Annotated in this window: 25 protein-coding genes; 10 read left to right on the top strand and 15 right to left on the bottom strand. The window is 66.9% G+C overall.

Features of this window, described 5'->3' with window-relative positions:
* On the top strand, window positions 1-350 hold a 350-nt coding region (locus ACQG3P_RS14960), incomplete at its 5' end, for a DUF3301 domain-containing protein (RefSeq protein ID WP_426805512.1).
* 32 nt (window positions 351-382) lie between these two features.
* Here the strand turns inward: ACQG3P_RS14960 and ACQG3P_RS14955 are convergent.
* The 6 genes from ACQG3P_RS14955 to ACQG3P_RS14930 form a co-directional block, all read right to left on the bottom strand.
* The gene (locus tag ACQG3P_RS14955; protein WP_426805511.1) at window positions 383-823 is read right to left on the bottom strand and encodes a ClpXP protease specificity-enhancing factor; all 441 of its coding nucleotides are present in this window, start codon (window positions 821-823) and stop codon (window positions 383-385) included.
* A 100-nt stretch (window positions 824-923) separates the two neighbouring features.
* A complete protein-coding gene (locus tag ACQG3P_RS14950; RefSeq protein ID WP_145478065.1) occupies window positions 924-1,559 on the bottom strand; it encodes a glutathione S-transferase N-terminal domain-containing protein in 636 nt (211 codons plus the stop codon).
* Between the two features lie 134 nt (window positions 1,560-1,693).
* Window positions 1,694-2,440 carry a cytochrome c1 gene (locus tag ACQG3P_RS14945; RefSeq protein WP_426805510.1) on the bottom strand — a complete coding sequence of 249 codons (747 nt, stop codon included), beginning with the start codon at window positions 2,438-2,440 and terminating at the stop codon, window positions 1,694-1,696.
* Window positions 2,433-3,692, bottom strand: a complete 1,260-nt coding sequence (locus ACQG3P_RS14940) for a cytochrome b (protein WP_068850673.1) — start codon at window positions 3,690-3,692, stop codon at window positions 2,433-2,435. The genes ACQG3P_RS14945 and ACQG3P_RS14940 overlap by 8 nt, the downstream gene beginning before the upstream one ends.
* A 2-nt stretch (window positions 3,693-3,694) precedes the next feature.
* Window positions 3,695-4,315 (bottom strand): ubiquinol-cytochrome c reductase iron-sulfur subunit, encoded by a 621-nt coding sequence (gene petA, locus ACQG3P_RS14935; protein WP_184124178.1) that lies wholly within the window; start codon window positions 4,313-4,315, stop codon window positions 3,695-3,697.
* Window positions 4,316-4,536: 221 nt separating this feature from the next.
* The gene (locus tag ACQG3P_RS14930) at window positions 4,537-5,484 is read right to left on the bottom strand and encodes a lytic transglycosylase domain-containing protein (RefSeq protein ID WP_426805509.1); all 948 of its coding nucleotides are present in this window, start codon (window positions 5,482-5,484) and stop codon (window positions 4,537-4,539) included.
* A 146-nt stretch (window positions 5,485-5,630) separates the two neighbouring features.
* Between ACQG3P_RS14930 and miaB the strand changes: the two genes are divergently transcribed.
* Window positions 5,631-7,079 carry a tRNA (N6-isopentenyl adenosine(37)-C2)-methylthiotransferase MiaB gene (gene miaB, locus ACQG3P_RS14925; RefSeq protein WP_426805508.1) on the top strand — a complete coding sequence of 483 codons (1,449 nt, stop codon included), beginning with the start codon at window positions 5,631-5,633 and terminating at the stop codon, window positions 7,077-7,079.
* A gap of 64 nt (window positions 7,080-7,143) precedes the next feature.
* Here the strand turns inward: miaB and ACQG3P_RS14920 are convergent, their stop codons facing one another.
* Genes ACQG3P_RS14920 through ACQG3P_RS14910 form a run of 3 tightly spaced genes read right to left on the bottom strand, consistent with a single transcriptional unit; the run spans window position 7,144 to window position 10,183 of the window.
* Window positions 7,144-8,259 carry an ABC transporter permease gene (locus ACQG3P_RS14920; protein WP_426805507.1) on the bottom strand — a complete coding sequence of 372 codons (1,116 nt, stop codon included), beginning with the start codon at window positions 8,257-8,259 and terminating at the stop codon, window positions 7,144-7,146.
* Entirely contained in the window at window positions 8,256-9,191 is a 936-nt protein-coding gene (locus ACQG3P_RS14915; protein ID WP_320459207.1) for an ABC transporter ATP-binding protein, read from the bottom strand. The genes ACQG3P_RS14920 and ACQG3P_RS14915 overlap by 4 nt, the downstream gene beginning before the upstream one ends.
* 17 nt (window positions 9,192-9,208) lie before the next feature.
* Complete coding sequence (locus ACQG3P_RS14910; RefSeq protein ID WP_426805506.1) at window positions 9,209-10,183, bottom strand: HlyD family secretion protein; 975 nt, start codon at window positions 10,181-10,183, stop codon at window positions 9,209-9,211.
* A gap of 406 nt (window positions 10,184-10,589) precedes the next feature.
* On the opposite strand from ACQG3P_RS14910, the gene ACQG3P_RS14905 reads away from it, so the two are divergent.
* The 6 genes from ACQG3P_RS14905 to ACQG3P_RS14880 all read left to right on the top strand — a co-directional run bounded on the left by ACQG3P_RS14905 (window position 10,590) and on the right by ACQG3P_RS14880 (window position 16,020).
* Complete coding sequence (locus ACQG3P_RS14905) at window positions 10,590-11,573, top strand: PhoH family protein (RefSeq protein ID WP_426805505.1); 984 nt, start codon at window positions 10,590-10,592, stop codon at window positions 11,571-11,573.
* Between the two features lie 75 nt (window positions 11,574-11,648).
* Window positions 11,649-12,134 (top strand): rRNA maturation RNase YbeY, encoded by a 486-nt coding sequence (gene ybeY / locus ACQG3P_RS14900; protein WP_184124186.1) that lies wholly within the window; start codon window positions 11,649-11,651, stop codon window positions 12,132-12,134.
* A 28-nt stretch (window positions 12,135-12,162) separates the two neighbouring features.
* On the top strand, window positions 12,163-12,789 hold the full coding sequence (locus ACQG3P_RS14895; protein WP_426805504.1) for a hypothetical protein: 627 nt from the start codon (window positions 12,163-12,165) through the stop codon (window positions 12,787-12,789).
* 64 nt (window positions 12,790-12,853) lie between these two features.
* Complete coding sequence (locus tag ACQG3P_RS14890) at window positions 12,854-13,735, top strand: HlyC/CorC family transporter (protein WP_093533867.1); 882 nt, start codon at window positions 12,854-12,856, stop codon at window positions 13,733-13,735.
* Between the two features lie 8 nt (window positions 13,736-13,743).
* Entirely contained in the window at window positions 13,744-15,009 is a 1,266-nt protein-coding gene (locus ACQG3P_RS14885; RefSeq protein ID WP_426805503.1) for a DUF4105 domain-containing protein, read from the top strand.
* Window positions 15,010-15,024: 15 nt separating this feature from the next.
* Window positions 15,025-16,020, top strand: a complete 996-nt coding sequence (locus ACQG3P_RS14880; RefSeq protein WP_217536067.1) for a magnesium and cobalt transport protein CorA — start codon at window positions 15,025-15,027, stop codon at window positions 16,018-16,020.
* A 69-nt stretch (window positions 16,021-16,089) separates the two neighbouring features.
* On the opposite strand, the gene ACQG3P_RS14875 is transcribed toward ACQG3P_RS14880, so the two are convergent.
* Genes ACQG3P_RS14875 through ACQG3P_RS14860 form a run of 4 tightly spaced genes read right to left on the bottom strand, consistent with a single transcriptional unit; the run spans window position 16,090 to window position 20,398 of the window.
* Window positions 16,090-17,454, bottom strand: coding sequence for an NAD-dependent succinate-semialdehyde dehydrogenase (locus ACQG3P_RS14875; protein ID WP_426805502.1), 1,365 nt, complete (start codon window positions 17,452-17,454; stop codon window positions 16,090-16,092).
* Between the two features lie 60 nt (window positions 17,455-17,514).
* A complete protein-coding gene (locus ACQG3P_RS14870; protein WP_320459169.1) occupies window positions 17,515-18,360 on the bottom strand; it encodes an ABC transporter permease subunit in 846 nt (281 codons plus the stop codon).
* Window positions 18,357-19,268, bottom strand: a complete 912-nt coding sequence (locus tag ACQG3P_RS14865; RefSeq protein ID WP_068850639.1) for an ABC transporter permease subunit — start codon at window positions 19,266-19,268, stop codon at window positions 18,357-18,359. Before ACQG3P_RS14865 ends, ACQG3P_RS14870 begins: the two co-directional genes overlap by 4 nt.
* Window positions 19,265-20,398 (bottom strand): ABC transporter ATP-binding protein, encoded by a 1,134-nt coding sequence (locus tag ACQG3P_RS14860; RefSeq protein ID WP_093533947.1) that lies wholly within the window; start codon window positions 20,396-20,398, stop codon window positions 19,265-19,267. Before ACQG3P_RS14860 ends, ACQG3P_RS14865 begins: the two co-directional genes overlap by 4 nt.
* A gap of 446 nt (window positions 20,399-20,844) precedes the next feature.
* On the opposite strand from ACQG3P_RS14860, the gene ACQG3P_RS14855 reads away from it, so the two are divergent.
* Window positions 20,845-22,170, top strand: a complete 1,326-nt coding sequence (locus ACQG3P_RS14855) for a flavin-containing monooxygenase (protein WP_426805501.1) — start codon at window positions 20,845-20,847, stop codon at window positions 22,168-22,170.
* A gap of 56 nt (window positions 22,171-22,226) precedes the next feature.
* Here the strand turns inward: ACQG3P_RS14855 and ACQG3P_RS14850 are convergent, their stop codons facing one another.
* Together ACQG3P_RS14850 and ACQG3P_RS14845 are read right to left on the bottom strand one after the other, a co-directional pair.
* Window positions 22,227-23,330, bottom strand: coding sequence for a polyamine ABC transporter substrate-binding protein (locus ACQG3P_RS14850; protein WP_095364005.1), 1,104 nt, complete (start codon window positions 23,328-23,330; stop codon window positions 22,227-22,229).
* A gap of 133 nt (window positions 23,331-23,463) precedes the next feature.
* Window positions 23,464-24,915: a glutamine synthetase family protein gene (locus ACQG3P_RS14845; protein WP_254622033.1), complete on the bottom strand. Its 1,452-nt coding sequence runs from the start codon at window positions 24,913-24,915 to the stop codon at window positions 23,464-23,466.
* 145 nt (window positions 24,916-25,060) lie between these two features.
* On the opposite strand from ACQG3P_RS14845, the gene ACQG3P_RS14840 reads away from it, so the two are divergent.
* Entirely contained in the window at window positions 25,061-26,362 is a 1,302-nt protein-coding gene (locus tag ACQG3P_RS14840) for an NAD(P)/FAD-dependent oxidoreductase (RefSeq protein WP_426805500.1), read from the top strand.
* Window positions 26,363-26,379: the final 17 nt, after the last annotated feature.

Below are 26,379 nucleotides of genomic sequence, written 5' to 3'. Positions count from 1 at the left end.
TTCTTATCCTGTTGATGATTGCCGGCGCGTTCGCCTACGCCTTCTGGAACTCCTCGCGCGCCGCGGCCGAACGCGCCATCGAACTGGGCCGCAACGCCTGCCGCGCCGCCGACGTGCAGTGGCTGGACCAGGCCGTGCATGCCAGTGGCATCCGCGTCTGCCGCAAGGACAACGGCTGGCTGGGCTGGGAGCGCACCTACCGCTTCGAGTACTCACACGACGGCATCGACCGCCATACCGGGCGGATGGTGCTGCGCGGCGATGAACTGGTGGCCTTCGTCGGGCCCTCGGCCGCGCGCATCAGCGAAATCCGGCGCGGCGTGGACACCACCGGCGCCGAGGATGTGTAGCAACGAAATCGCCGCCCGAGGGCGGCGATTTCTTACTTGACCACCCGAAGGTGCGGGCGACCGCTCGGCTTGGGCGGGGTGTCATCCGGGGTCGGTGTGTCATCCGGCGGCAGGGTATCGTCCGGGCTCGGCTCGTGGCCGGGAATATCATCCGGCAGTGCCATGCCCTGCCCGGTTTCGCGGGCGTAGACGGCCAGCACGGCCGAGATCGGCACCTGCACCGGGTAGCTGGTGCCCGAGAAGCGGGCCGAGAAGCTCACGCTCTCGTTGTCGATGTGCAGCCGCACCACCGCGCGCTCGGCGATGTTGAGGACCACGCGACCGTCCTTCACCGCACTCTGCGGCACCTGTACGCCAGGCATGCCAGCGTCGACCAGGATATGCGGGGTCAGGTCGTTGTCGTTGATCCAGTCCACCAGCGCCCGCAACAGGTAGGGGCGATGGCTGGTCATGCGGAAAGTGTCTTCAGTCATTGTGGGGTGCCGCGGAAATGTGACAAGTGTACGCGCCCACCCGTGCAGCGGTCAGCATGCACGTCCCCCGGCGTAAAGCGCCGATGCAGCGAACCGCCGATCAGGCCGGCAGGTCGCGCAGCTTCTTTTCCTGGTCGGTCAGGCTGCGGATGAAGCCCGGGTGGCGGAAAATGCGGTTGCCGTAATCCTCGATGGACTTGCCATCCTTGGGCAACGGCACGTCCAGCGACTGCAGGCGCCAGATGATCGGCGCCATGGCGCAATCGGCCAGGCTCATTTCCGGGTTGAGGAAGAACTTGCTGGCCTTGAACAGCGGCACCGCGCTGGTCAGCAGTTCCTTCAACCGCTTGCGCCCCGCCTCGGCCTGGGTCTTGTTGCCGAGCTGGATCGCCTGCACCTGCGGTACCCAGTCGTGTTCGATGCGCAGCATCGCCAGCCGGATCCGCGCACGCGAGAGCGGGTCCACCGGCATCAGCGGCGGGTGCGGGTAGCGTTCGTCCAGGTATTCGCTGACCACCGAAGCCGCGTACAGCACCAGCTCGCGCTCTACCAGCGTGGGCACCGAGTGGTACGGATTGAGGTCGATCAGATCCTCGGGCGGGTTCTGCGGGTCGACGGGCACGAAATCGTAGGTAACGCCTTTGGCGGCCAGCACCAGGCGCACGCGATGGCACAGCACGTCGTCGTTCGAGGAAAACAGCGTCAGGGTGTTCCGCATGCGTACGCTCGCCGCCATCAAAGGCTCTCCAGCGATCGGTATCCGCCGGTCGCATCGGCGCTGTCGGCCCATTGCCGACAGTCGTCACAGTACCCGAGTGTGCAACTGCCCATCACAAAAGCCAATAGGCCGATCGACTTACGCCGTATCGATCAATGCACGTCCTTCCAGTACTCCTTCTTCAGCAGGTAGGCCAGGAAGGTCAGCAGTGCCAGGAACAGGATCACCCACACGCCCAGCTTCTGCCGCTTCAGCGCCGCGGGTTCACCCGCGTACTCCAGGAAGTTGGTGATGTCCCGCACCGCCTGGTCGTACTGCCCCGGGTCGACGTTACCGGGTTGTGCCAGCGTGAGCCCGGTCACCGGCGCGTCCGCACCCGGCGCTTCCGGCTTGCCGTGCACGGCGTGCTGCAGGCCCTGCATTTCCCACAGCGGGTTGGGCATGGAGGCGTTGGGGAACAGCGCGTTGTTCCAGCCCAGCGGGCGGCTGGGATCCAGGTAGAACGACTTCAGGTAGGTATAGACCCAGTCGCTGCCACGCACCCGTGAGATCAGGCTGAGGTCCGGCGGCATCTTGCCGAACCACTTCTCGGCTTCCGCCTTGGGCATCGTCACCGGCACCGGCTCGCCGATCGGCACGCCGGTGAAGTTGAGGTTGTTCATCACCTCTTCTTCGGACAGGCCCAGGTCCTGCGCCATCCGCGAATAGCGCAGGTACTTCAGCGCATGGCAGCCGGAGCAGTAGTTCATGTAGAGCTGCGCGCCGCGCTGCAGCGACGCACGGTCGCCCAGGTCGTTGCCGGCCTGCAGGGTCTTGCCGCCTTCGGCGGCGCCGGACACGGTGCTGGCCAGCAACAGGGCGGCCGCGCAGGCCAGCCGGACAATCCAGTGGTCAGTCATGCGTGGTCACCCGGTCCGGTACCGGCAAGGTCCTGTCCAGCTTGGTCCATAGCGGCATGGTGATGAAGAAGGCGAAGTAGAGGAAGGTCAGCACGCGGCCGACATAGGTTTCATGCGCATCGGTACCGGGCCCGGAACCGATCACGCCCAGCCAGATGAAGCAGACCGCGAACACGCCGAGCAGCGCGCGCGACAACCAGCCGCGGTAGCGGTAGGACTTTACCCGCGCCTTGTCCAGCCACGGCACCAGGAACAGGATGGCGATCGCCGAGAACATCACGATCACGCCGCCGAGCTTGTTGGGCACCACGCGCAACATCGCGTAGTACGGCGTGTAGTACCACACCGGTTTGATGTGCTCGGGCGTGACCAGGCGGTTGGCCTCGGTGAAGTTGTCGTGCTCCAGGAACAGGCCGCCAAAGCCTGGCGCGAAGAAGATGATGAAAGCCGCGATGATCAGCAGGAAGCCGGCGCCCACCCCGTCCTTGAGCGTGTAGTACGGGTGGAACGGAATGCCGTCGGTGGGCGCGGTGGCCGACCAGCGGTTGCCCTTGGGCCCCTTCTTGATCTCCACGCCGTCGGGGTTGTTCGACCCCACTTCATGCAGTGCGCCCAGGTGCAGCACCACCAGCAACAGCAGCACCAGCGGCAGGGCGATCACGTGCAGGGCGAAGAACCGGTTGAGGGTGGCATCACTGGGCAGGTAATCGCCCATGATCCATTCGGTCAGCCCGTTGCCGATCACCGGAATGGCGCCGAACAGCGAGATGATCACCTTTGCGCCCCAGAACGACATCTGGCCCCACGGCAGCACGTAGCCCATGAAGGCTTCGGCCATCAGCACCAGGTAGATCAGCATGCCCAGGATCCACACCAGCTCGCGCGGCTTCTGGTAACTGCCGTACATGAGGCCGCGGAACATGTGCAGGTAGACCACGATGAAGAACAGCGAGGCCCCGGTGGAGTGCATGTAGCGGATCAGCCAGCCCCACTCCACGTCCCGCATGATGTATTCGACGGAGTTGAACGCTTCCAGCGCACTGGTCTTGTAGTGCATCGTGAGGAAGATGCCGGTCACGATCTGGTTGACCAGGATCAGCAGCGCCAGCGAACCGAAGTAGTACCAGATATTGAAGTTCTTCGGCGCGTAGTACTCGCTCACATGCTTGCGGTACACCGGCATCAGCCCGGGCGCGCGTGCGTTGACCCAGTCAGCGACGCCGGTGGCGGTACGGGAAAGGATGTTGGCCATGATCAGGCTGCCCCCTGCGGATCGACGCCGATGATGATGGTGGCGTCGTCCTGGTAATGGTGCGGCGGCACCAGCAGGTTGATCGGCGCCGGGACGCCATCGAAGACGCGGCCGGACATGTCGAACCGGGATTTGTGGCAGGGACAGAAGTAGCCGCCCTTCCATTCCGGATCGAACGGCTCGGGGCGGATCTCGGCCACCATTTCCGGCGAACAGCCCAGGTGGGTGCACAGCCCGACCAGCACCGAGACCTCGGCCTTGATCGCGCGGAATTCGGGGTTCTGCTTGAGCACGTAGTCCGGCTGCTGGTCCTTGTTCTCCGACGCAGGATCCTTCAGCCGCCCATCCAGCCCGTGCAGGGCGTCAAGGATGGCCTTGGACCGTTTGACGATCCAGATCGGCTGTCCACGCCACTCCATGACCAGTCGCTGGCCTTCCTGCAGGGCGCTGATGTCGGCAAGCACAGGGGCACCGGCCAGTTTGGCGCGGGCGCTGGGATTCCAGGACTTGATGAACGGAACTGCGGCGAAACCGACGCCGACTGCTCCCACCACTGCGGTGGTTGCGGAAAGAAATCGTCGACGTCCAGTGTTGACTGGATCGTTTACCCCATCGTTGGCCATCCGGCACTCCGATATTGATTTAGGTAGCTTGAGGCTGCCAGTAGACCGGTGGGGGCCAGTCCACAATGAATCCTGATCGACTATAGCGGAACCTGACTCGGCGACACAATGGTGGTCGCACCACGAGGGCCGGCCAACGGCCGGCGCTGCCAGGGAAGCGCCCACATCTGCAGTGCCGGGCGTTGGCCGGCCTTCGCGATGCGATCGAAAGCGGACGGGGATTACTGCGTGGAGGCGGTGGCGCCGCGGTAGCGGTCGGCGAGCAGGGCGACGCGCTTCACGTAGTACTGCGTCTCGCTGTAAGGCGGCACGCCACCGTGGCGGTCGACCGCGCCTTCGCCCGCGTTGTAGCCCGCTGCGGCGAGGGTCAGATTGCCGTTGAAGCGCTTGAGCAGCCACGACAGGTACTGCACGCCGCCGCGGATGTTCTGCGCCGCATCATAGGAATCAGTGACACCGAAGCGGCGCGCGGTGGGCGGCATCAGCTGCATCAGGCCCTGTGCGCCGGCGCGGCTGAGCGCGGTCGGGTTGTAAGCCGATTCGGCGTGGATGATGGCGCGGACGACCGCCTCCTCCACCCCGAACTCGCGCGCGGCTGACGCGATCTCTGCCTGGAAGGCGGTGGTGTTGAGGCGGACCGAACCGAAGTTCACGCCCGGACTGGCACCGCAGGCATAACAGCGCTCGATGAAGCTGTAATGGATGGTGCGGACCTGGCCCAGGCTGGCCATCTGCGCGGGCCGGCGGCTGGTGTAATGCCGCACGCCATCCTTCATGTACGAGTAGACCTGCCCGTTGACCACGCGCTGCGCCTTGCCGGTGCGGGCCGCCGGCGCCGGCGCGGCAGTAAGCACGGTGGCGGCCTGGGCGGGTGCCGGGGTCGGGGCCAGCGCGGTGCCGGACGCGGCACCGTCCTGGACCGGCGCAGCGGTTGCCACGACCGCAGGGGCGGGCACAGAGGCTGGAGACGGTGGCGGAATGTAACGGCGCGGGGCGCTGCGGTCGGGACGGTAGTTGCTGACCACGCTGCAGCTGGTGCCGGCAACGCGTTTGCTGACATAGCTGGGAACGCCGTCCGCGCCAACACACTTGTACAGGGTGCCCGCACTGGCCGGCACAGCGGTCAGCGCAGCCAAGGCCAGCGCAGCGATCCCCAAGATCCCCTTCATGGGGCGGAGTGTCCCCGTTTCGCGCGCCGTTGCCAAGCCCCGCAGCCACGCAGGGCGTGGCTCTACCGGGCGCCCGGGGTACAATGGACGGCTACCCGGCAGCCCTCCCCGGCTGCCTGCCCGCCCACCCGACTGGAATAAGCGCCATGACCGGGACGCCAGCTTCGACCCTGCCGACCTCGGCCGGCACCGCCGTGCCTGCCATCGATTCGCCCCGCCCCGACCTGCTGCCCCTGCCCGGTTCCCGGCCGCAGGTGACCGGCCCCGTGCGCGGCAAGCTGTACATCAAGACCCACGGTTGCCAGATGAACGAGTACGACTCGACCAAAATGGCCGACGTACTTGCCGCCGAAGAAGGCCTGGAGCTGACCGACGACCCGGCCGAAGCCGACGTGCTGCTGATGAACACCTGCTCGATCCGCGAGAAAGCGCAGGAGAAGGTGTTCAGCCAGCTGGGCTATTGGAAGGCGCTGAAGAACAACGGCCGAGGCGTCATCATCGGCGTGGGCGGTTGCGTGGCCTCCCAGGAAGGCGAAGCGATCATCAAGCGCGCCCCGCATGTGGACCTGGTGTTCGGCCCGCAGACCCTGCACCGCCTGCCCGAGCTGATCCGCCAGCGGCGCGAATCGGGCAAATCGCAGGTGGACATCAGCTTCCCCGAGATCGAGAAGTTCGACCGCCTGCCCGAGCCGCGGGCCGAAGGCGGTTCGGCGTTCGTGTCGATCATGGAAGGCTGCTCCAAGTACTGTTCGTTCTGCGTGGTGCCCTACACCCGTGGCACCGAGGTCAGCCGCCCGTTCGAGGACGTGGTGGTGGAAGTGGCGCAGCTGGCCGCGCAGGGCGTGCGCGAGATCAACCTGCTGGGCCAGAACGTCAATGCCTACCGCGGTCCCTATGGGGACGGCGAGTTTGCCGACCTCGGCCTGCTGATCCGCACCATCGCCGAGATCGACGGGGTGGACCGCATCCGCTTCACCACCTCGCACCCGCTGGAGTTCAGCGATTCGCTGGTGGATGCTTACCGCGACGTGCCGCAGCTGGCCAATTTCCTGCACCTGCCGGTGCAGGCTGGCAGCGACCGCGTGCTGTCGGCGATGAAGCGCGGCTACACCGCGCTCGAATTCAAGGCCAAGATCCGCAAGCTGCGCGCAGTACGCCCGGACATTTCGATCAGCTCGGACTTCATCGTCGGCTTCCCTGGCGAGACGGACGCGGACTTCGAGAAGACCATGAAGCTGATCGAGGACGTAGGCTTCGACCACAGCTTCTCCTTCATCTATTCGCGCCGACCGGGCACGCCCGCGGCCGACCTCGAGGACACCATCAGCGATGCGGAGAAGCACGCGCGGCTGTCGCGCCTGCAGGCCCGGATCAACGAGCAGGCAGCCGCCATCTCCCACGCGATGGTCGGTACGGTGCAGACGGTGCTGGTGGAAGGTCCGTCGCGCCGCGATCCGAATGAGCTCACCGGCAAGACCGAGAACATGCGGTCGGTGAATTTCCCGGGGCAGGCGCGGTTGATCGGCCAGCTGGTCGATGTGGAGATCAGCGAGGCGTACAGCAATTCACTGCGCGGGCGGTTGGTCATCGCGTGAGGCCACGTACCGACCAACGGTCGGTACCTACCGGGTAGATGCCGACCGTTGGTCGGCATGCGCGCTAATCCAGGCGCTTGCGGAACCGCAGGATGGCCAGGGTCATCATCACCACGATGAAGCCCAGCAGTGCCAGCACCTCGGGCCACAGTTCCCACCAGCGGGCGCCGCGCAGCATGATGCCGCGCACCAGGCGCAGGAAATGGGTGAGCGGCAGGATCTCGGCCAGCCACTGCACGATGCGCGGCATGCCGGCGAACGGGAACATGAAACCCGACAGCAGGATCGATGGCAGGAACAGGAACATTGTCATCTGCATGGCCTGGAACTGCGACTGCGCGCGGGTCGAGATCAACAGGCCCAACGCCAGGTTGGCGGTGATCAGCAGCACCGCCGCCAGGTAGACATCCAGCACGCTGCCGCGCACCGGCACCTCGAACAGCCACATCCCCAGCAGCAGCACCAGCGTGGTCTGGATCAGGCCGATCACCGCATACGGCAGCACCTTGCCGACCATCAGCTCGCTGCGGCTCAGTGGCGTGGCGATCAGCAATTCCATGTTGCCGCGCTCGCGTTCGCGCACGATCGCCACGGCAGTGAACATCACCATGGTCATGGTCAGGATTATCCCGATCAGGCCGGGCACGATGTTGATCGCCGAGCGCCGCTGCGGGTTGTAGAACGCCACCACGCTGATCTGCCCGGCCGCACCCGATGCGCCCGCGCGCAGTGGCCGGTCGTTGCGCACCGGCCGGGTGTCCAGCGGCACCTGGGCCAGCTGGACCGCCGCGCTCTGCACGACGGTATCGCTGCCATCCACCAGCACCTGCACCGCCTCACGGCCGTCGAACCGGCGTCGCTCGAAATCAGGCGGCACCACGATGCCGATGCTGACCTGCCCGCGCCGCAGCGCGGTCATCAACTGGTCGGGAGTGTCCACGTGCAGGGTCGGGGTGATCACCCCGGTGGCCACCATGTCGGCCAGCAGCGCGCGCGAGGCCGCGCTGCCGGTCTGGTCGGCGATGCCGGTCTCCAGATGGCGGAGGTTGAGGTTGATCGCATAGCCGAACAGCACCAGCTGCATCACCGGGATGCCGACGATCATGGCCAGGGTGATGCGGTCGCGGCGCATCTGCCGCAACTCCTTGAGCACGATCGCCCACAGCCGCCGCAGGTTCATGGCGTGGCCCCGGCCGCGGCAGGCGTCTCGCGGCCGCGCGTGGCCGAGACGAACACGTCTTCCAGGTTGGCGGCGCTGCGCACCACCTCCGCCCCCTGCCCGGCAGCGCGCAGCGCCTGCTGCAGGCGCGCTTCGGCATCGTCGCCGCTGTCCAGCAGCACGCGCAGCGTATTGCCGATCTGCGCCACGCTGAGCACCCCGGGCAGGCCTGCCAGCGCCCGCTGGGCTTGTCGTGGCTGCGCCGCATGCACTTCCAGGGTGCGCCCCTGCAGTGCGGCGGTGAGTTCGGCCGGGCTGCCATCGGCCACCAGCACCCCCTGGTCGAGGATGGCCAGACGGTGGCAGCGCTCGGCCTCGTCCATGTAATGCGTGGACACCAGCAAGGTGGTGCCGGCGTCGGCCAGGTCGAAGAGCTTTTCCCAGAAATCGCGCCGCGACTCGGGGTCCACCGCACTGGTCGGCTCGTCCAGGAACAACAGCTCCGGCGCGTGGATCACGGCACCGGCCAGTGCCAGCCTCTGCTTCTGGCCGCCGCTCATGGTGCCGGCCAACTGCTTCTGGCGGTCCTGGAAATGGTAGTGCTCCAGCAACTCATCGATGCGCTGCCGCGCCCGGGCGCGCGGGATGTCCTGCACCGCCGCCAGGAACTCCAGGTTCTCGCGCACGGTGAGGTCTTCAAACAGCGAAAAGCGCTGGGTCATGTAGCCGATGCGCCGGCGCAGCGCTTCAGCCTGCTCCGGTATGCGCAGGCCGAGCACTTCGATCTCGCCCGCGCTCGGGGTGAGCAGGCCGCACAGCATGCGGATGGTGGTGGACTTGCCCGAGCCATTCGGCCCCAGGAACCCATACACGTTGGCGCGCGGCACGCTGAGGTCGACATGATCCACCGCCACCAGCGATCCAAACTGCTTGGTCAGCCCGCGCGCGCGGATCGCCGGTTCGGCGGCGTTCAAAACACCACCCGCACCGGCACGCCGGCGGGCAGGTCCGCCAGCGGCGCGCTCCCGTCGGCGCGGTCCAGTTCGATTTCCGCCAGCCAGCTCAACCGCGACACGTCGTCGCCACTGAGCGCGTAGTACGGCGTGAAGCCGGGATCGCTGCGGATGCTGCGCACATGGCCGGCAAACACGCCGTCGCCGCCCTGCAGGTGGACCTGGGCCGCCTGCCCCACCCGCACCTTCAGGCGCAGTGGCTCAGGCAGGTACACCCGGGCGTAAGGGCGGTCGCCGACCAGCAGCACCACCAGCGGGGCCCCCACCGGCGCCTGGTCGCCCAGCCGGTAGGGCAGCGCATCGACGCGCCCGGCGCGCGGGGCAACGAGGTCGAGCTTGCGCAGCGTCACTGCCTGCGCCGCGGCCTGGGCCTGTGCCGACTGCAGGGCGGCTTCGCCCTGGGCCACCTGCTCCACGCGGGTACCGTGTTCCAGCGCCAGCAGCGCCTGTTCGGCCGCCTGCACCGCGCCTTGCGCGCTGCCGGCGGTCGCCCGCGCGCGGTCCACGTCGGCAGCGGCCACCAGTTGCTGCCGACCCAGCGGCTGCAGACGGCGGTAATAGGCCGACGCGTCGACGGCCTGCGCGCGTGCCGACGCCAGGTTGGCCCGCGCCTGGTCGATGTCTTCGCGGCGAGGGCCCTCACGCAGTTCCTGCAGGGCCTGCCCGGCCTGGCTGGCCTGCGCTTCCAGTGCCTGCAGCTGGGCAGCGGTGCGGATCGGCTCCAGCTGCAGCAGCGCCGCCCCGGCGGCCACCTGCTGGCCTTCGTGAACCCGGATGGCCACGATGGTTTCCGCCGCGGGCGCCGGCACGGTAATGCGGTCCCACTCCAAGGTACCGAGCGCGGCCGGCGGCTCCTGCCGGCACGCCGACAGCAGCAGGCCCGCGCCGGCCAGGAACACCCCACGCATGGACAGGTAGCTGGCTGCGGACATTGACGCGGCTCCGGCAGGGCACGGCGGGGGAAGAAGAGGTCACCTTGCGCATGCACCCGTGAAGGATCGGTCACGCGTGCCAGCGGGTCCGCGCACTGGTCATGAAATGATCACCCTTCCGCAGCCATTGCGCCGCAGGGGGTACAGCCGCTTATCCACACCTTTCCCGCGCAACCGCCCACAAGCGGTGTGGAAAACCCCGAGCTAGATGTCGCTTTTTTGACCACGCACGCGACAGCATTGCGGCAGTAGGGCCGTCAGAGACTATCCACAGGTTGCTGCACTGCTGCTGCACAGCCGCTGTGGAGAACCGCGCTGCTGTAGCGAGGCCTGCACGCCCGCGCTACCCTGTCCTTCCTATCCCCAACTTGCGGCACGGCCATGACGACCGTCGCCGCCGGACGCAATGACCGCACTGGCACACCGCGACTTCACCCTGGCCCCGGAAGACAACGAACGCCTTGCCAACCTGGCCGGCCCCTTCGACGAGCACCTGCGCCAGATCGAACTCAAGCTCGGCGTGGAAATCGCCAACCGCGGCCACGTCTTCCGGGTCACCGGCCCGAAGGCCGTGGCCGAGGAAGCACAGGCGCTGATCGAAGCGCTGTACCTGGAGGCGGCCGAGACGGCCTTCGACAGCCACGCCATCCACCTGCGCCTGAACCAGGCCAACGTGGAACACCTGGTGGAGCGCAGCTACGAAGCGCAGGAAGTCACCATCAAGGTCAAGCGCGGCACCGTGCGCGGGCGTGGTGCCAACCAGGCGCGCTACCTGCACCAGATCACCACCCACGACATCAACTTCGGCATTGGGCCGGCCGGTACCGGCAAGACCTTCCTGGCCGTGGCCAGCGCGGTGGACGCGTTGAACGAATCGCGGGTGCAGCGCCTGATCCTGGTGCGCCCGGCGGTGGAAGCCGGCGAGAAGCTGGGCTTCCTGCCCGGCGACCTGAGCCAGAAGGTCGATCCATACCTGCGCCCGCTGTACGACGCGCTGTATGAAATGCTGGGCGTGGAAAAGGTGATCAAGCTGCTGGAGAAGAACGTCATCGAAATCGCGCCGCTGGCGTACATGCGCGGGCGCACGCTCAATGATGCGTACGTGATCCTGGACGAAGCGCAGAACACCACCGTCGAGCAGATGAAGATGTTCCTGACCCGGCTGGGCTTCGGCTCCACCGCCGTGGTCACCGGCGACCTGACCCAGACCGACCTGCCCAAGCACGTGAAGTCCGGCCTGCGCGATGCCATCGAGGTGCTGCGCGACGTGGACGGGGTGAGCTTCACCTTCTTCGAGGCCCGCGACGTGGTGCGCCACCCGCTGGTGGCGCGCATCGTCAGCGCCTACGACCGCCGCGACCTGCAGCAGGTCAAGCCGGGCGCCGAATGAGCGCGGCCATCGCGGCGCGGTGCCACACGCGCGATACTGTGGTTTCCTGATAGAACCCGAAGTACCGGAACCGCCATGACCAAAGGCCCCATTCGACTCGATGTCGCCGTCAGCTACGCCCTGCCCCGTGCCGGGTTGCCGTCGGCGGTGAGTTTCCGCAGATGGGTGGCTGCGGCACTGAACGGCCGCATCCGCGAGGCCGACCTGGCCATCCGCGTGGTCGACGCCAAGGAGGGCCAGTCGCTGAACCGGCACTACCGCGGCAAGGACTACGCCACCAACGTACTCAGCTTCCCCGCCGAGCTGCCCGAGGGCCTGCCCAAGGGGGTCAAGTTCCCGCTGCTGGGCGACTTGGTGATCTGCGCGCCGGTGGTGGCCGCCGAAGCGATGGAACAGGCCAAGGCGCTCAACGCCCACTACGCGCACCTGACCGTGCACGGGGTGCTGCACCTGCTGGGCTGGGACCACGAGGACGACAAGGAAGCCGAGGCCATGGAACAGCTGGAGCGCGAGATCCTGGCCGACCTCGGCATCGCCGACCCCTACGCCGGCGAGCGCTGAGCCGCCGCCCCTGACGGACGTTTCCTGCATGACCTTCGCACGCCCCGCCTGCCTGTGCCTGCTGGCCCTGTTTTCCATCCCGGCCCTGGCCGCCGCCCCGACGACGGCCGCCCCTGCCGCCGCGCCGCTGGACCTGGCCGCGCTGATCGAGTGCCGCCAGCGCGTGGCCGACTACGACGCGGTCGCCCCGGTCGTGGCCGACCCGCTCAAGGCAGTGGCCAACGGCATGCAGCCGCTGCCGCAGAACAACCAGTTCATGAGTGAGTACCGCCTGGCCACGCCGTTGACGGTGTTCGGCCAGCGGACCGAATACGTGGCGGTGTCCGGGGCCAGCATCATGGCGATCCTGGACGTGGCCGATCCCCGCCCGATGGCCAAGACCCTGGCCCTGGAAGACGGCGTGGACAACCCGGACAAGTTCATGGCCGGCCGTGAGGTCGTCAGCCGGGACGTGACCGATCCGCGCACCGGCGAGCCGATGATCGAGTCGATCATCCTGAGCCTGTCCACGGTCAAGACCCACCCCGGGAAGACCCTGGCCGGCTGCACCTACAGCCTGGACCTGCCCGCCGAGGACGAAGCCCCGGCCGACACCCCGGCAGCGCCCGCCGGCGCCCTGCCCCCGTCCGTGAACACACCGCCGGGCGGGCGCTGACAGCGGCCCGCATCCTGCTAGACTGGCGCCAACGCCCGGCTCGCCGGGTGCCTTTTTTGCAGAGATGTCTGAAGACGACAGTAGTGGCTCCGTTCCGGAGCAAAATGAGAAGAAGCGCAGCTGGCTTGAACGCCTGACGTCTGCCTTCTCCGGCGAACCCCACACCCGCGACGAGCTGGTGGCGGTACTGCACTCCGCGCACGAAGACGGCCTGATTGCCGCCGACACGCTGCGCATGATGGAGGGCGCGGTCTCGGTGGCGGAACTGACCGTGGGCGACGTGATGATCTCGCGTTCGCAGATGGTCTCGCTGCCGGTGGAAGCCCCCTTCCTAGAACTGATGAAGCAGGTGGTCGAATCCGGCCATTCGCGCTTCCCGGTGCACGGTGACAACAAGGACGACATCCTCGGCGTGCTGCTGGCCAAGGACCTGCTGCGCGGCGTGGTCGCCGACAACGGGCCGGCCAACGTGCGCGAGCTGCTGCGCCCGGCGGTGCTGATTCCCGAAGCCAAGAAGCTCAACGTGCTGCTCAAGGAATTCCGGCTCTCGCGCAACCACATGGCGATCGTGGTGGACGAGTACGGCGGTGTTGCCGGGCTGGTCACCATCGAGGACGTGCTGGAGCAGATCGTCGGCGAGATCGATGACGAGCATGATGAAGCCGAAGACCACACCGCGCAGATCGCGATCCAGGCCGACGGGCAGTACGTGGTCGACGCACTGACCCCGATCGGGGATTTCAACGAGCGTTTCGGCGCCGCGTTCCCGGACGACGACTACGACACCATCGGTGGCCTGGTCACCGAGGCGATCGGGCACCTGCCCGAAACCGGCGACGAGCTGACCCTGGACCGCTTCGTGTTCCGGGTGGCGCGCGCCGATGCCCGTCGCGTGCAGGCGTTCCATGTGACCGTGCTGCCGCCCGACGCCATCATCGAGGATTGACCCACGCCATGCGGCCCCTGCTGACGCGGTGGCCGTTGTGCCGCCTGTTGTTCCTCCTGTTCCTGGCCAGTGTATCCAGCCTGCCGCTGGCTGCACTGGCACAGGCAGCGCCTGGACCCGCGGCGGCCAGCGCCGCCGCGCCGCCTGCCGAAGCGCCGCCACCGCGCATCGGCATCGTGACCATGCAGCCGGGCAGCATCTTCTTCGAGCGCTTCGGGCATGACGCGATCGTGGTCGAGGACCCGGTCACCGGCGATGCCACCTCGTACAACTTCGGCTATTTCGACCCCAGCGAACCGGACTTCGTCGGCCGCTTCCTGCGCGGCGAGATGATGTATTACCTGGTGGCGCTGCCGCTGGACCAGGACCTCTCCTACTACCGCGACAGCGGCCGGGGCGCCAACCTGCAGTGGCTGGACCTCAGCCCGGAGCAGGCGCGTGCGCTTGCCGCGTCGCTGGCCGAGCGCGCCAAGCCGGAAAACGCGCGCTACCGCTACGACTACTACACCGCCAACTGCGCCACCATGGTGCGCGATGCGATCGATGGTGCGCTCGGCGGCGGGCTGCACTCGCAGCTGTCCGGCCGTTCGCGCGGCAACACCTACCGCAGCGAATCGGTGCGCCTGGCCTCGCCGGCCCCGTGGATGTGGCTGGGCTTCGACATCGGGCTCGGCCCGTTCGCCGACCAGCCGCTCTCGCGGTGGCAGGAAGCCTTCGTGCCGATGCGCCTGGCCGACGCGCTGCGCGAGGTGCGCAACAGCGACGGCCGTCCGCTGGTGCAGGAAGAGCTGGAGCTGCTGCCACACCGCATCGCCCCGGAACCGGCTGAATCCGCGCGCCGCTGGTGGCCGTGGCTGCTGTGCGGGCTGGTGCTGGCTGCCGGCGTGCTGGTCCTGCGCCGCCGCCGGCGCCTGCTGGCCGCGCTGGCCCTGCCGCTGTGGCTGTTCTGCGGGGTCGCCGGCATCCTGCTGGCCTACCTGTGGGGCTTCAGCGCGCACCACGCCGCCTGGGCCAACCGCAACCTGCTGCAGCTCTCGCCGCTGTGCCTGCTGCTGCTTCCCGGCGCGGTGACGCTGCTGCGCGCACGCGTGCCCGGCGCCTGGTTCCGCTGGACCTTGTGGGCGGTTGCCCTGCTCTCCCTGCTGGGCCTGGTACTGCACTGGCTGACCCTGCAGGCGCAGGTGAACCTGCAGTGGATCGTGCTGCTCTTGCCGCTGCACGTGGCGCTGGCCTGGACACTGGGCCGTCGTGACCCAGCTGTCACGCATCGCTGACGCAGGATATCGCTCATGGAACACCCCGCCGCCTCCAATCCGACCTGTGTCATCAACTGCGTTCACTACGACGACCAGGGCAAGCGACACGACATCGCGCTGGATGCGATCAGCGATGTGATCGCCAGCAAGAACGGTTTTGTGTGGGTGGGCCTTTACGACCCGGCCGACGCGGTGCTGCTCAAGCTGCAGGAGGAATTCTGCCTGCACGACCTGGCCATAGACGATGCACGCAACGCCCACCAGCGGCCCAAGGTCGAGGCCTACGGCAATTCCCTGTTCGTGGTGGTGACCACCGCGCAACGCGTGCAGGACCGCATCGAGTATGGCGAAACACACGCTTTCCTCGGTCCGCGCTTCCTGGTGACCGTGCGCCACGGCGCATCGCTGTCCTACGCCCCGGTCCGCGCCCGGGTGGAACGCGAACCGCAGTTGCTGACCATGGGCGCCTCCTACTGCCTGTATGCCGTGCTGGACTTCGTGGTCGACAACTACCTGCCGATCACCACTGACTTCCGCGACACGCTGGATTCGCTGGAGAAGGACATCTTCGCCGACAGTTACAAACGCACCACGGTGGTACGCCTTTACGAGCTCAAGCGCGAACTCAACAAGATGCGGATGGCGGTCGCACCGCTGCAGGACGTGCTGGCGCAGCTGCGCCGCTATCCCGGCGAGCTGATCCCCGACGAAGTGAAGCTGTACATCCGCGACGTGCACGACCACGCCGTGCGCATCAGCGATGTGATCGACACCCTGCGCGAGATGCTGGGTACGGCACTGAGCGTGAACCTGTCGCTGGTAACCCTGGCCCAGGGCGAGACGGTCAAGCGCCTCGGTGCGTGGGCGGCGCTGCTGGCCGCCCCCACCCTGATCACCAGCTGGTACGGCATGAACTTCACCCACATGCCCGAGCTGGACAAGCCGTGGGCCTACCCCGCGATGATCGTCGGGGTGGGTGCGGTGTGCGTGGGGTTGTATCGGCTGTTCAAGCGCGCCCGTTGGCTGTAACGCGTATCGACCAACGGTCGATACCTACCGCGTGGACCGGCAGGTGGCGGCCGTTGGTGGTCAACCGCATCAGGCCACGTAAACGGTTTTGATGTTCATGAACTCGTGGATGCCGTGGTCGGCCAGTTCGCGACCAAAGCCCGAGCGCTTGCTGCCGCCGAACGGCAAGCGGACATCGCTTTTGACGATGGCGTTGACGAATGCCGCGCCGCATTCCAGCCGCTTGGCGATGGCTTCGCCGCGTACCGGATCTCCACTCCACACGCTTCCGCCCAGCCCGAAGGTGGTGTCGTTGGCCACCCGCAGCGCATCGGCGTCGTCGCGCACGCGCAGGATCGCCGCCACCGGCCCGAACAGTTCCTCGTCGTACGCCGGCATGCCCGGTTCCACATTGTCGAGGATGGTCGCCGGGTAACCCGCATGGGTGCCGGCCACCGGCTCGCCGCCCAGCAGTACCCTGGCCCCCTTCTCCACGCTCGCCTGGACCTGCTTGTGCAGCTCCTCGCGCAGGTCGGCACGTGCCATCGGCGCCAGCGTGGTCTTCTCGTCCTGTGGATCGCCGTACACACGCGCTGCGGCCGCTGCGACGAACTTCTCCACGAACGCGTCGGCAATCGCATCGACCACGATGAAGCGCTTGGCGGCGATGCAGGTCTGCCCGCTGTTGTCGAAGCGCGACTTCACCGCAGCGGCAACCGTCTTGTCCAGGTCCGCATCGTCCAGTACCACGAACGCATCGCTGCCGCCCAGCTCCATCACGCACTTCTTGAGCTGGTCGCCGGCGTTGGACGCGATCGAGCGCCCCGCCCGCTCGCTGCCGGTCAGGGTGACCGCCTTGACCCGCTTGTCGCGCAGCACCTCGGCGGCCTGGTCGTTGTCGATGTGCAGCACATCGAAGACGCCCTCGGGCAAGCCGCCGTCGCGGCACACCGCCAGGATCAGGTCGGCGCACTGCGGCACGTTGCTGGCATGCTTGAGCAGGGCCACGTTGCCGGCCATGAACGCCGGCGCCAGGAAGCGGAACACCTGCCAGAACGGGAAGTTCCACGGCATCACCGCGAACACGCAGCCGATCGGCTCATAGCGCACGTAGCTGCGCTGGGCTTCGGTGTCGATCAGCTGCGGCTTGAGGTAATCGGCGGCGTGGTCGGCGTAGTACTCGCAGGCCTGCGCGCACTTCTCCACCTCGGCCAGCGCCTCGCCCTTGAGCTTGCCCATCTCGGTGGTCATCGCCTGCTGGATGTCGTCCCTGCGCGCGCGCAGCTGGCCGGCGATGGCACGCAGGATGGCGCCGCGCTCCTGCAGCGAACGGGCCGACCACGTCGGGAAGGCTGCGGCGGCAGCCGCCAGCCGCTGCTCGATCCCGGCGGCGTCCAGCAGCTCGTGGCGGTAAGTCACAAGGCCCGTGGCGGGGTTGACGATTTCGACGGTCATCGCGGTGCTCCGAAAGACAGGCACCCATTCTGCGCCCGGCCCTGTGAGCCGGGTGTTGCGTCAGCCCTTTTCCTGCAGCGCCATCTGCATGTCGCGCTGCCGGCGCTTCTCGCTGCGCGAGGTAATGAACCACCCCACCACCGCCGCGATCGACACCGCCAGCACCATCAACGTGGCCAAGGCGTTGATCTCCGGCTTGATCCCCATCCGCACCGAAGCGAACACCTTCATCGGCAGCGTGGTCGAATTCGGCCCGGCCACGAAACTGGCGATCACCACGTCATCCAGCGACAGGGTGAAGGCCAGCAGCCAGCCGGCCACCAGCGCCGGGGCGATGATCGGCAGGGTGATCTGAAAGAACACCTTCAGCCGGCCCGCGCCCAGGTCCATGGCCGCCTCTTCCAGCGAGCGGTCCAGCTCCTGCAGCCGAGAGGACACAATCACGGTCACGAAGGACAGCGTGAACGTGACATGCGCGATCCAGATGCTGCCCACGCCTCGGCTGGGGAAGCCGGGAATGCCACCCATCGCCACCAGCAGCGTCATCAGCGAGAAGCCCAGGATCACTTCGGGCATCACCAGCGGCGCGGTGATCAGGGCGCCGAACACGGTCTTGCCCGGGAAGCGCTTGAAGCGGGTCATCACCATCGCGGCCATGGTGCCCAGCACGGTCGCCGCGCTGGCGGTCCAGAACGCCACCTTCAGGCTGATCCACAGTGCATCCAGGATCTGCCGGTTGTTGAACAGCTCGCCGTACCAGCGCGTGGAGAAGCCCGACCACACCGTGGCCAGCTTGGACGCGTTGAACGAATAGATCATCAGCAGCAGGATCGGCAGGTACAGGAAGGCAAAGCCCAGCCCCAGGACCGTCCAGCCGAGCCAGCGGCTGCGGCGCACCATGCTCATGTCAGCTTCCCTTCCAGCTCACGCTGCTGCACCCGGTTGAACAGCAGGATCGGCACCAGCAGCAGGGCCAACATCACGATTGCCACCGCCGAGGCGGTCGGCCAGTCCCGGTTGTTGAAGAACTCGCCCCACAGCACCCGGCCGATCATCAGCGTATCCGGCCCGCCCAGCATTTCCGGGATCACGAATTCGCCCACGGCGGGGATCATCACCAGCATGCAGCCGGCAATGATGCCGGTGCGCGACAGCGGCAGGGTGATGCGCAGGAACGCCTGCCACGGCTTGGCACCGAGGTCGTAGGCCGCCTCCAGCAGGCGGTTGTCCAGCTTCACCAGGTTGGCGTACAGCGGCAGCACCATGAACGGCAGGTAGCAGTACACGATGCCGATGTAGGCGGCGGTCGGGGTGTACAGGATCTGCAGCGGTGCATCGATGACCCCGATCTTCAGCAGCAGCTGGTTGAGCAGGCCGTTGCGGTCGAGGATACCGATCCACGCATACACCCGGATCAGGAACGAGGTCCACGACGGCAGCACCACCAGCATCATCGCCACGTTGCGCGCGGCCGGGCTCATCCGCGAGATCACATACGCCATCGGGTAACCGATCAGCAGCGTGAACAGCGTGGCGATCACCGCGATCCTGATCGAGCTCAGGTAGGCAAGCACGTACTGGCTGTCCTTGACCATGGCCGCGTAGTTGCCCAGGTTGAGCTTGAGCGAGAACGCACCGTCCACGTATTCCAGCAGCCACGTGTACGGCGGCGAGCCGACCTGGGTGCGCGCGAACGAGATCATCAGGATGATCACGAACGGCACCGCGAAGAACAGCAGCAGCCACAGGTACGGCGCGGCGATCACGCCGCTGCGCGTGCCGGGGAGCCAGCGCTTCCAGCCGGTGGCGTTCATGCGGTGAGCACCACGCCGTCGTTGTCGCGCCAGTGCACCCAGACGCTGTCGCCCCAGGTCAGGCCATCGCTGGCCCAGCGCTGCGAGTTGGCGAAATTGGACAGCACCTTGGCCCCGCTGGGCAGGCGCACGTGGTACACCGAATGGCTGCCGAAGTAGGCGATCTCCTCGATCACGCCCTGCGCCTTGTTGGTGTCGCCGGCCGGTTCGTCCTTGCCGATCATCACCTTCTCCGGGCGCAGCGCGAACGCCACCGGCTGCCCTTCGTAGCCGGTAATGCCGTGCGCCACGTAGATGGGCGCCGGGAACAGCGGCGTGCGCACGGTGACGTACTCGGGCAGGTCCTCGTCGATCACCCCGTCGAACAGGTTGACCGAGCCGATGAAGCCGGCCACGAAGCGGTTGGCCGGCTGTTCGTAGATCTCGTCCGGCTTGCCGACCTGCTGGATCCAGCCGGCATCCATGACCGCAATGCGGGTGGCCATGGTCATCGCTTCTTCCTGGTCGTGGGTGACCATCACGCAGGTCACCCCCGAGGTTTCGATGATGTTGACCAGCTCGATCTGCATCTGCGAGCGCAGCTTCTTGTCCAGCGCGCCCATCGGCTCGTCCAGCAGCAGCAGCTTGGGCCCCTTGGCCAGCGACCGCGCCAGCGCCACGCGCTGCTGCTGGCCGCCGGACAGCTGGTGCGGCTTGCGCTTGGCCAGCTTCTCCAGCTGCACCAGCTCCAGCATCTCGCCGACCCGGCGGCGGATGGCGTCGCGGGCCAGGCCATCCTGCTTGAGGCCGAAGGCAATGTTCTGCTCCACGCTCATGTGCGGGAACAGCGCATAGGACTGGAACATCATGTTGATCGGCCGCTGGTACGGGGGCAGCGCGTTGATGCGCTGGCCGTCCAGGTCGATGGTGCCGGCGGTGGGGGTCTCGAACCCGCCCAGACAGCGCAGCAGGGTCGATTTGCCGCTGCCTGAGCCGCCCAGCAGGGCAAAGATCTCGCCTTTGCGCACGTCCAGGCTGACATCGTCGAGTGCGACGAAGCCGTCGAATTCCTTGCGCAGCGCGCGGATGGACAGATAGCCCGGCTCCAGCGCCGGGGCGACCTCGCCTTCCGGCTTGGCTTCGAATGACATGGGCAGCGGCTCCAGGAGCGGCGTCAGAACGGGGGGACGGCCCATTTTAGCGACCGTTGGCGACAGCAGCGATACCGGATCGTGGCGGTTGGGCCCAGCCGGGCCAATGGTCTCAGGAAGAACCCTAATAAGCGTGCCGCCGAGGCGACGTGAACGCCCTGCCTTTGTCGCGTCCACCCGGTACAGACGCGACGGTGTCGAAGTGCCCCTTGACATGCCTGGCCCATTCCCGCGAGAGCGGCAGCTGAAAACGCCTGAACGCTTGTCGCTCCCGGTCTTCCGAAACGGGAGTTCGGCCGGTTCCTTGATGGCGTGCACACCTTCCAACACGCGTGAACTACAGGCAAGTGACGCGTCACATTCCGCGCGACATCGCGTTGACCTCCCGACGGTGGGAGCGCGATACCTCCACGAACGCCGAACGCGCACATCACAAGGAGTAACCCATGCAAGCCATCCCCGACGCACGGCCCTATGACGCAGTTGTCATTGGAGCAGGACACTCCGGCCTGTCGCTCAGCGCTTTGCTGGTGGAGGCAGGCGTGCGTCATCTGGTTCTGGAAGCGGAAACCATCGGCTCCAGCTGGACGCGACGGTGGGATTCCTTCCGCCTCAACACGCCCAACTTCCTGACCGCCCTGCCCGGCTACCAGTACGACGGCGCGGATCCCACGGGTTTCGCCACCGCGCCCGAGGTCATCAACATGCTGACCGACTATGCGCGCCGGCGGCGGCTGCCTGTCGTCGAGGGATGCGTCGTGCATAGGGTGTTTGCGGCAGGCGACGGCTACCGCGTCATCACCAGCGACGGCACGCTCGAAGCACGCTGCGTGGTCGTGGCCAGCGGGGAGTACCGCCGCCCGCGCTGGCCGCGGGCGTTCTTCTCCCCTGCCTCCGAGCTGGAGGTTGTCCACTCCGGCGATTACCGGCGGCCCCAGCAGCTCGGCCCGGGCGCCGTGCTTGTGATCGGCGGTGGCCAGTCCGGCGCACAGATCGCCCAGGACCTTCGTACTGCAGGGCGCGAGGTGTACTGGTCCATGGCCGATCGTTTCTCGCACATCCGCCGGGTACGCGGCAGGGATTCCATGCACTGGTGGGACATGCAGGGGCTGCTGCACCGGCACGTAAGCGAGCGGCCGGACGTGGCGGCGGGGGTGCCGGGCGCGATGCAAAAGGCAAGAACGGCAGAGTTCCCCTTGGTATCTGGAACGGGCGCGCTGGGCATGGGCAGCTCCATCAGCCTGCTGTCGATGCATCGCGACGGCATCATGCTGCTTGGCAGACTGGAGCACCTGGAAGGCCACATTGCGCACTTCCGCGATGCGCGCCCGCAGATCCGCGAGGCGGTGGCCGGCACCCGCGCCGAGTACAGGCACCTCAACGACATGGCCGATGCGCACTATGCATCCACCACAGAGACACCGACCGACGACGCCCGCTATCTGCCCGAAGAGGTCTACCTGGACTGGGAGCCGGACGCCTCACCACGTTGCATCCGGCTGGACGCCGCCGGCATTGGCTCGATTGTGGCAGCCACCGGCTTCGACGCGCAGTGGCCATGGCTCGAAGTACCGGGCGTACTCGACCCGAACGGCTACCCACTGGGCGATTACGGCGTCTCCCCGCAGCCGGGACTGTTCTTCATCGGCATGTACAACCTGCAGCGACCGAGCTCGAACTTCCTGTGCAATGGTGGGCGGGATGCAGCCGAGTTGATGCCTTCCATCCTGCGCCACCTTGCTGCTGCGTCCTCGCACAACGCCGTTGCATGAAAAAGGCCGCCGATCTTCACCGGCAGCCCCTCTTTCCATCGTTCAAACCCGTCGCCTCAGCGACCCGTCTTCACCTCGGTCCACAACCGGGTGTACAGCTTGTCCACATCCGGCGGGTTGATCGAGTAGGTGAACATCTTCGCGGCCACGTCGGCCGGCGGGTAGATGGTCGGGTCGTTGCGGATCGCTTCGTCCACCAGCGGCGTGGCCGCGCTCACCGGGTTGGCGTAGTGGATGAAGTTGGTGTTGGCCGCGGCGACCTTCGGGTCCAGCAGGTAGTTGATGAAGGCGTAGGCCGCTTCCGGGTGCTTGGCATCCTTCGGAATGGCCAGCATGTCGAACCACTGCGGCGCGCCTTCCTTCGGGATCGAATAGGCTACGGTCACGCCGTTGGCCGCTTCGGCGGCGCGGTCGCGGGCCTGGATGATGTCACCCGACCAGCCCACCACCAGGCAGGTGCCGCCGTTGGCCAGCGAGCCCACGTACTGCGAGGAATGGAAGTTCTGCACGTACGGGCGGATGGTCTTGAGCAGGTCGGCCGCCTTCTGGATCACCGCCGGGTCATGACTGTGCGGGTCTTCGCCCAGGTAATGCAGCGCGATCGGAATCATGTCGGCCGGGGTATCGAGGATCGTGATCCCGCAGTCCTTCATCTTTGCGATGTTTTCCGGCTTGAAGATCAGGTCCCAGCTGTTGGCGATTTCGGTGCTGCCGCCGAAACGCTCCTTGAGCATCTCCACGTTGTAGCCGATGCCGGTGGTGCCGATCATGTACGGCACACCGTACTTGTTGTCCGGATCCTGCTGCGCGATGCGCTTCATCATCTCCGGGTCGAGATTGGCCAGGTTCGGGATCTTGCTCTTGTCCAGCGGCAGGAACACGCCGGCCTGGATCTGGCGGCCGAAGAAGTTCAGCGTCGGCACCACCACGTCATAGCCGCTGCCACCGGCGAGCAGCTTGGTCTCGACCATCTCGTCGCTGTCGAACACGTCGTAGGTCACCTTGGTGCCGGTGGCTTTTTCGAAGTTCGGGATGGTGTCTTCGGCGATGTAATCGCTGTAGTTGTAGACGTTCAGCACCTTGCTGTCTTCCTGCTTGGCGCCGCCACAGGCGCTGAGCATCGAAACGGCAATGCCGAGGGTGAGGATTCGCAGCTTCATCGGACTCTCCACAGGTCAGGTGCAAGGCGGGGGAACCGGCCGGACCGGCATGACGGTGCCAGCCTAACGGGCAGCCGGGTATTTTCCCAGCACATGGCGCTCACGGCCATGCCTGATCGGGCGGCTGGGCCGCTTACACATTCAGCAGCAGGAACTCCCGCTCCCAGGAGCTGATCACCCGGAAGAAGGTCTCGTACTCCTTGCGCTTGACCGACACATACGCCCGGCAGAACCGCTCGCCGAGCATCTCGCGCAGCTCGGGGCAGCGCTCCAGGCCGTCCAGCGCCTCGCCCAGCGAGCGCGGCAGGTCGTAGCCCAGCTCCTTGGCGCTGCCACTGATCGGCGCGGTCGGCGAGCCCTGCTCGCGGATGCCCAGCAGGCCGGCGGCCAGGGTGGCGGCGATCGCCAGGTAGGGATTGGCGTCGGAACCGGCAAAACGGCTTTCCACGCGCATGTTTTCCGGGGTGTCCATCGGCACCCGCAGCCCGCAGGTGCGGTTGTCGAAGCCCCAGTGCACGTTGCTGGGGGAGACCTCGCCGAATACCAGCCGCCGGTAGGAATTCACATTCGGGGCAAAGAAGGCCATCGCTGCCGGCACGTACTTCTGCAGGCCGGCCAGGTAGTGGCCGAACAGCGGGCTGAACTCCTCCCCGCCGTTGTCCCCACTGAACACGTTGTGGCCGTCGCTGACCCGCACCAGGCTCTGGTGGATGTGCATTGCACTGCCCGGCTCGGTTTCCATCGGCTTGGCCAGGAAGGTGGCGTACACCCCATGGCGCATGGCTGATTCGCGCATGGTGCGCTTGAACAGGAACACCTGGTCGGCCAGGTCCATCGCGTTGGCGTGGGTGAAGTTGACCTCCAGCTGCGCTGCGCCGGATTCGTGGATGAGCGTGTCCACGTCCAGCTTCATCGCGTCGCAGTAGTCGTACATCAGGTCGAGGATCGGATCGAATTCGTTGACGGCATCGATCGAGTACGACTGCCGCGCCGTTTCCGGGCGGCCCGAGCGGCCGGCGGGCGGCAGCAGCGGAAAGTCCGGGTCGGTGTTCTTCTGCACCAGGAAGAATTCCAGCTCCGGCGCCACCACCGGGCGCAGGCCCAGTTCGGCATAGGCATCGAGCACCCGGCGCAGCACGTTGCGCGGCGCCAGCTCATGCGGCTCGCCGTGCTTGGTGTAGCAGTCGTGGATGACCTGCGCGGTGGGGTCGGTGGCCCACGGCACCATGCGCACGGTGTCCGGGTCCGGGCGCAGGATCATGTCCGAGTCCGACGGCGAGGTCAGTTCGTAGTAATCGTCCGGAAATTCGCCGGTGACGGTGGTGGCGAAGATGCCCTCGGGCAGCCGGGTGCCGTAGTCATGGGAGAACTTGTCGGCCGGGATGATCTTGCCGCGCGCGTTGCCGGTGATGTCCGGCACCAGGCATTCCACTTCGGTGATGTGGCGATCCTTGAGCCAGCGCAGCAGCACACTCTCTTCGGCAGCCGGTTTGGCCGCGGCCTTGCGCGCGGGGGCCTTCCGCGACGGAGCGGCGGCCTTGCGCGATGGAGACGGGGCTTTGCGCGAACGCGTTCGGGTGGTCATGACCGGTCTGCTGTGCTGGAGTAACGACGACAAGCTTCGCCGAAGGGCTGGAACGTACTGTGATAGTGCCACTGTACCTCCGTCGGCAGCCGCCGTCACAGCGGGCGCACCTGCCCTCGACACGGGTTGCTGGCATGCTGTGCGCATGAGCGAGCCCCCGATGAGCCTGGCCGGACAGGCGCACGCACCCAGCTGGTATGCCGACAGCGTGCCCGACGCGCCACTGCGCGCGCCGCTGCGGGGCGACCATGCCACCGACGTGTGCGTACTGGGCGCTGGCTACACCGGCCTGTCGGCCGCGCTCTCGTTGGCCGAACGCGGCTACCGGGTGACCGTGCTCGAGGCGCACCGGGTCGGCTGGGGTGCCTCGGGCCGTAATGGCGGCCAGGCCATTGTCGGCTACGGCTGCGAGGTGGATACGTTGGAACGGCTGGTCGGCAATGCCGATGCGCGCCGCCTGTTCGACTTCTCTCGCGAGGGCATGGCCCTGCTCCGCAATCGCCTGAGCCACTACGCGATCCAGTGCGACTGGCGCGATGGCCATGCCAGCGTGCCAATCAACGCGCGGCAGGAGCGTGCGCTGCGTGCAGGCATGGACACCCTGGTGGAGCGCTACGACTACCCGCTGCAGTGGTGGGACCGGCAGCAGCTGCGCAGCCAGCTCGACAGCCCGCGCTATCGCAGCGCGATGTTCGATGCGGCCAGCGGCCATCTGCATCCGCTCGCCTATGCGCTGGGGCTTGCCCGCGCGGCCGAGGGCTTGGGCGTGGTGATCCATGAGGCCAGCCCTGCCCTGGAACTGGTGCGCGGGGACCGCCCGCAGCTGCGTACCGCCTACGGCACCGTCACCGCCAATCAGGTGGTCATCGCCGGCAACGCGTGGCTGCAGGGCATCGCACCGGAGCTGGAGAGCCGGATCATGCCCGTGGGTACCTATATCGGCGCCAGCGCCCCGCTGGGCGAGGAACGGGCCCGGGCGCTGATCCGCAATGACATGGCCGTCGCCGACGTCAGCTGGGCGCTGGATTACTTCAAGCTCAGTACCGACCACCGATTGCTGTTCGGTGGCCGCGCCAGCTACTCGGCGCTGCCGCCGCCGAATCTGCGCTGGGTTATGACCAGGCGCATGCACCAGGTGTTCCCGCAGCTGGCCGACGTGGGCATGGAGCAGGTCTGGGGCGGCTACGTGGACATCACCCGCAACCGCGCCCCGCATTGGGGCCGGCTCACATCCAACGTGTACTTCGCGCAGGGTTTCTCTGGCCACGGTGTCGCGGCGACGGGATTGGCCGGCGCAGTGATTGCCGCGGCCATTGCCGGACAGAACGAACGATTGGATGTGTTCGAGCGCATTTCGCATGCGCGCTTCCCCGGTGGGAAGCTGCTGCGCACGCCGCTGCTGGTGGCCGCCATGTCTTGGTACAAACTGCGGGATGTGTTGGGTTGAACGTTATGCGTTGATGC

This window comes from Stenotrophomonas sp. SrG, assembly GCF_050031795.1.
Classification (GTDB): Bacteria; Pseudomonadota; Gammaproteobacteria; order Xanthomonadales; family Xanthomonadaceae; genus Stenotrophomonas; species Stenotrophomonas rhizophila_A.
Note: the sequence above shows the minus strand (reverse complement) of the source record. Positions and strands in the feature narration are given on the sequence as shown.

Coding starts and splice junctions, on each gene's coding strand:
- ACQG3P_RS14880 (WP_217536067.1), top strand. CDS start 15,025: ATGGAACACCCCGCCGCCTCCAATCCGACCTGTGTCATCAACTGCGTT.
- ACQG3P_RS14895 (WP_426805504.1), top strand. CDS start 12,163: ATGACCTTCGCACGCCCCGCCTGCCTGTGCCTGCTGGCCCTGTTTTCC.
- ACQG3P_RS14890 (WP_093533867.1), top strand. CDS start 12,854: ATGTCTGAAGACGACAGTAGTGGCTCCGTTCCGGAGCAAAATGAGAAG.
- ACQG3P_RS14850 (WP_095364005.1), bottom strand. CDS start 23,330: ATGAAGCTGCGAATCCTCACCCTCGGCATTGCCGTTTCGATGCTCAGC.
- ACQG3P_RS14910 (WP_426805506.1), bottom strand. CDS start 10,183: ATGTCCGCAGCCAGCTACCTGTCCATGCGTGGGGTGTTCCTGGCCGGC.
- ACQG3P_RS14950 (WP_145478065.1), bottom strand. CDS start 1,559: ATGGCGGCGAGCGTACGCATGCGGAACACCCTGACGCTGTTTTCCTCG.
- ACQG3P_RS14930 (WP_426805509.1), bottom strand. CDS start 5,484: ATGAAGGGGATCTTGGGGATCGCTGCGCTGGCCTTGGCTGCGCTGACC.
- ybeY (WP_184124186.1), top strand. CDS start 11,649: ATGACCAAAGGCCCCATTCGACTCGATGTCGCCGTCAGCTACGCCCTG.
- ACQG3P_RS14865 (WP_068850639.1), bottom strand. CDS start 19,268: ATGAACGCCACCGGCTGGAAGCGCTGGCTCCCCGGCACGCGCAGCGGC.
- ACQG3P_RS14905 (WP_426805505.1), top strand. CDS start 10,590: ATGACCGCACTGGCACACCGCGACTTCACCCTGGCCCCGGAAGACAAC.
- ACQG3P_RS14875 (WP_426805502.1), bottom strand. CDS start 17,454: ATGACCGTCGAAATCGTCAACCCCGCCACGGGCCTTGTGACTTACCGC.
- miaB (WP_426805508.1), top strand. CDS start 5,631: ATGACCGGGACGCCAGCTTCGACCCTGCCGACCTCGGCCGGCACCGCC.
- ACQG3P_RS14940 (WP_068850673.1), bottom strand. CDS start 3,692: ATGGCCAACATCCTTTCCCGTACCGCCACCGGCGTCGCTGACTGGGTC.
- ACQG3P_RS14920 (WP_426805507.1), bottom strand. CDS start 8,259: ATGAACCTGCGGCGGCTGTGGGCGATCGTGCTCAAGGAGTTGCGGCAG.
- ACQG3P_RS14870 (WP_320459169.1), bottom strand. CDS start 18,360: ATGAGCATGGTGCGCCGCAGCCGCTGGCTCGGCTGGACGGTCCTGGGG.
- ACQG3P_RS14885 (WP_426805503.1), top strand. CDS start 13,744: ATGCGGCCCCTGCTGACGCGGTGGCCGTTGTGCCGCCTGTTGTTCCTC.
- ACQG3P_RS14945 (WP_426805510.1), bottom strand. CDS start 2,440: ATGACTGACCACTGGATTGTCCGGCTGGCCTGCGCGGCCGCCCTGTTG.
- ACQG3P_RS14855 (WP_426805501.1), top strand. CDS start 20,845: ATGCAAGCCATCCCCGACGCACGGCCCTATGACGCAGTTGTCATTGGA.
- petA (WP_184124178.1), bottom strand. CDS start 4,315: ATGGCCAACGATGGGGTAAACGATCCAGTCAACACTGGACGTCGACGA.
- ACQG3P_RS14840 (WP_426805500.1), top strand. CDS start 25,061: ATGAGCGAGCCCCCGATGAGCCTGGCCGGACAGGCGCACGCACCCAGC.
- ACQG3P_RS14845 (WP_254622033.1), bottom strand. CDS start 24,915: ATGACCACCCGAACGCGTTCGCGCAAAGCCCCGTCTCCATCGCGCAAG.
- ACQG3P_RS14860 (WP_093533947.1), bottom strand. CDS start 20,398: ATGTCATTCGAAGCCAAGCCGGAAGGCGAGGTCGCCCCGGCGCTGGAG.
- ACQG3P_RS14955 (WP_426805511.1), bottom strand. CDS start 823: ATGACTGAAGACACTTTCCGCATGACCAGCCATCGCCCCTACCTGTTG.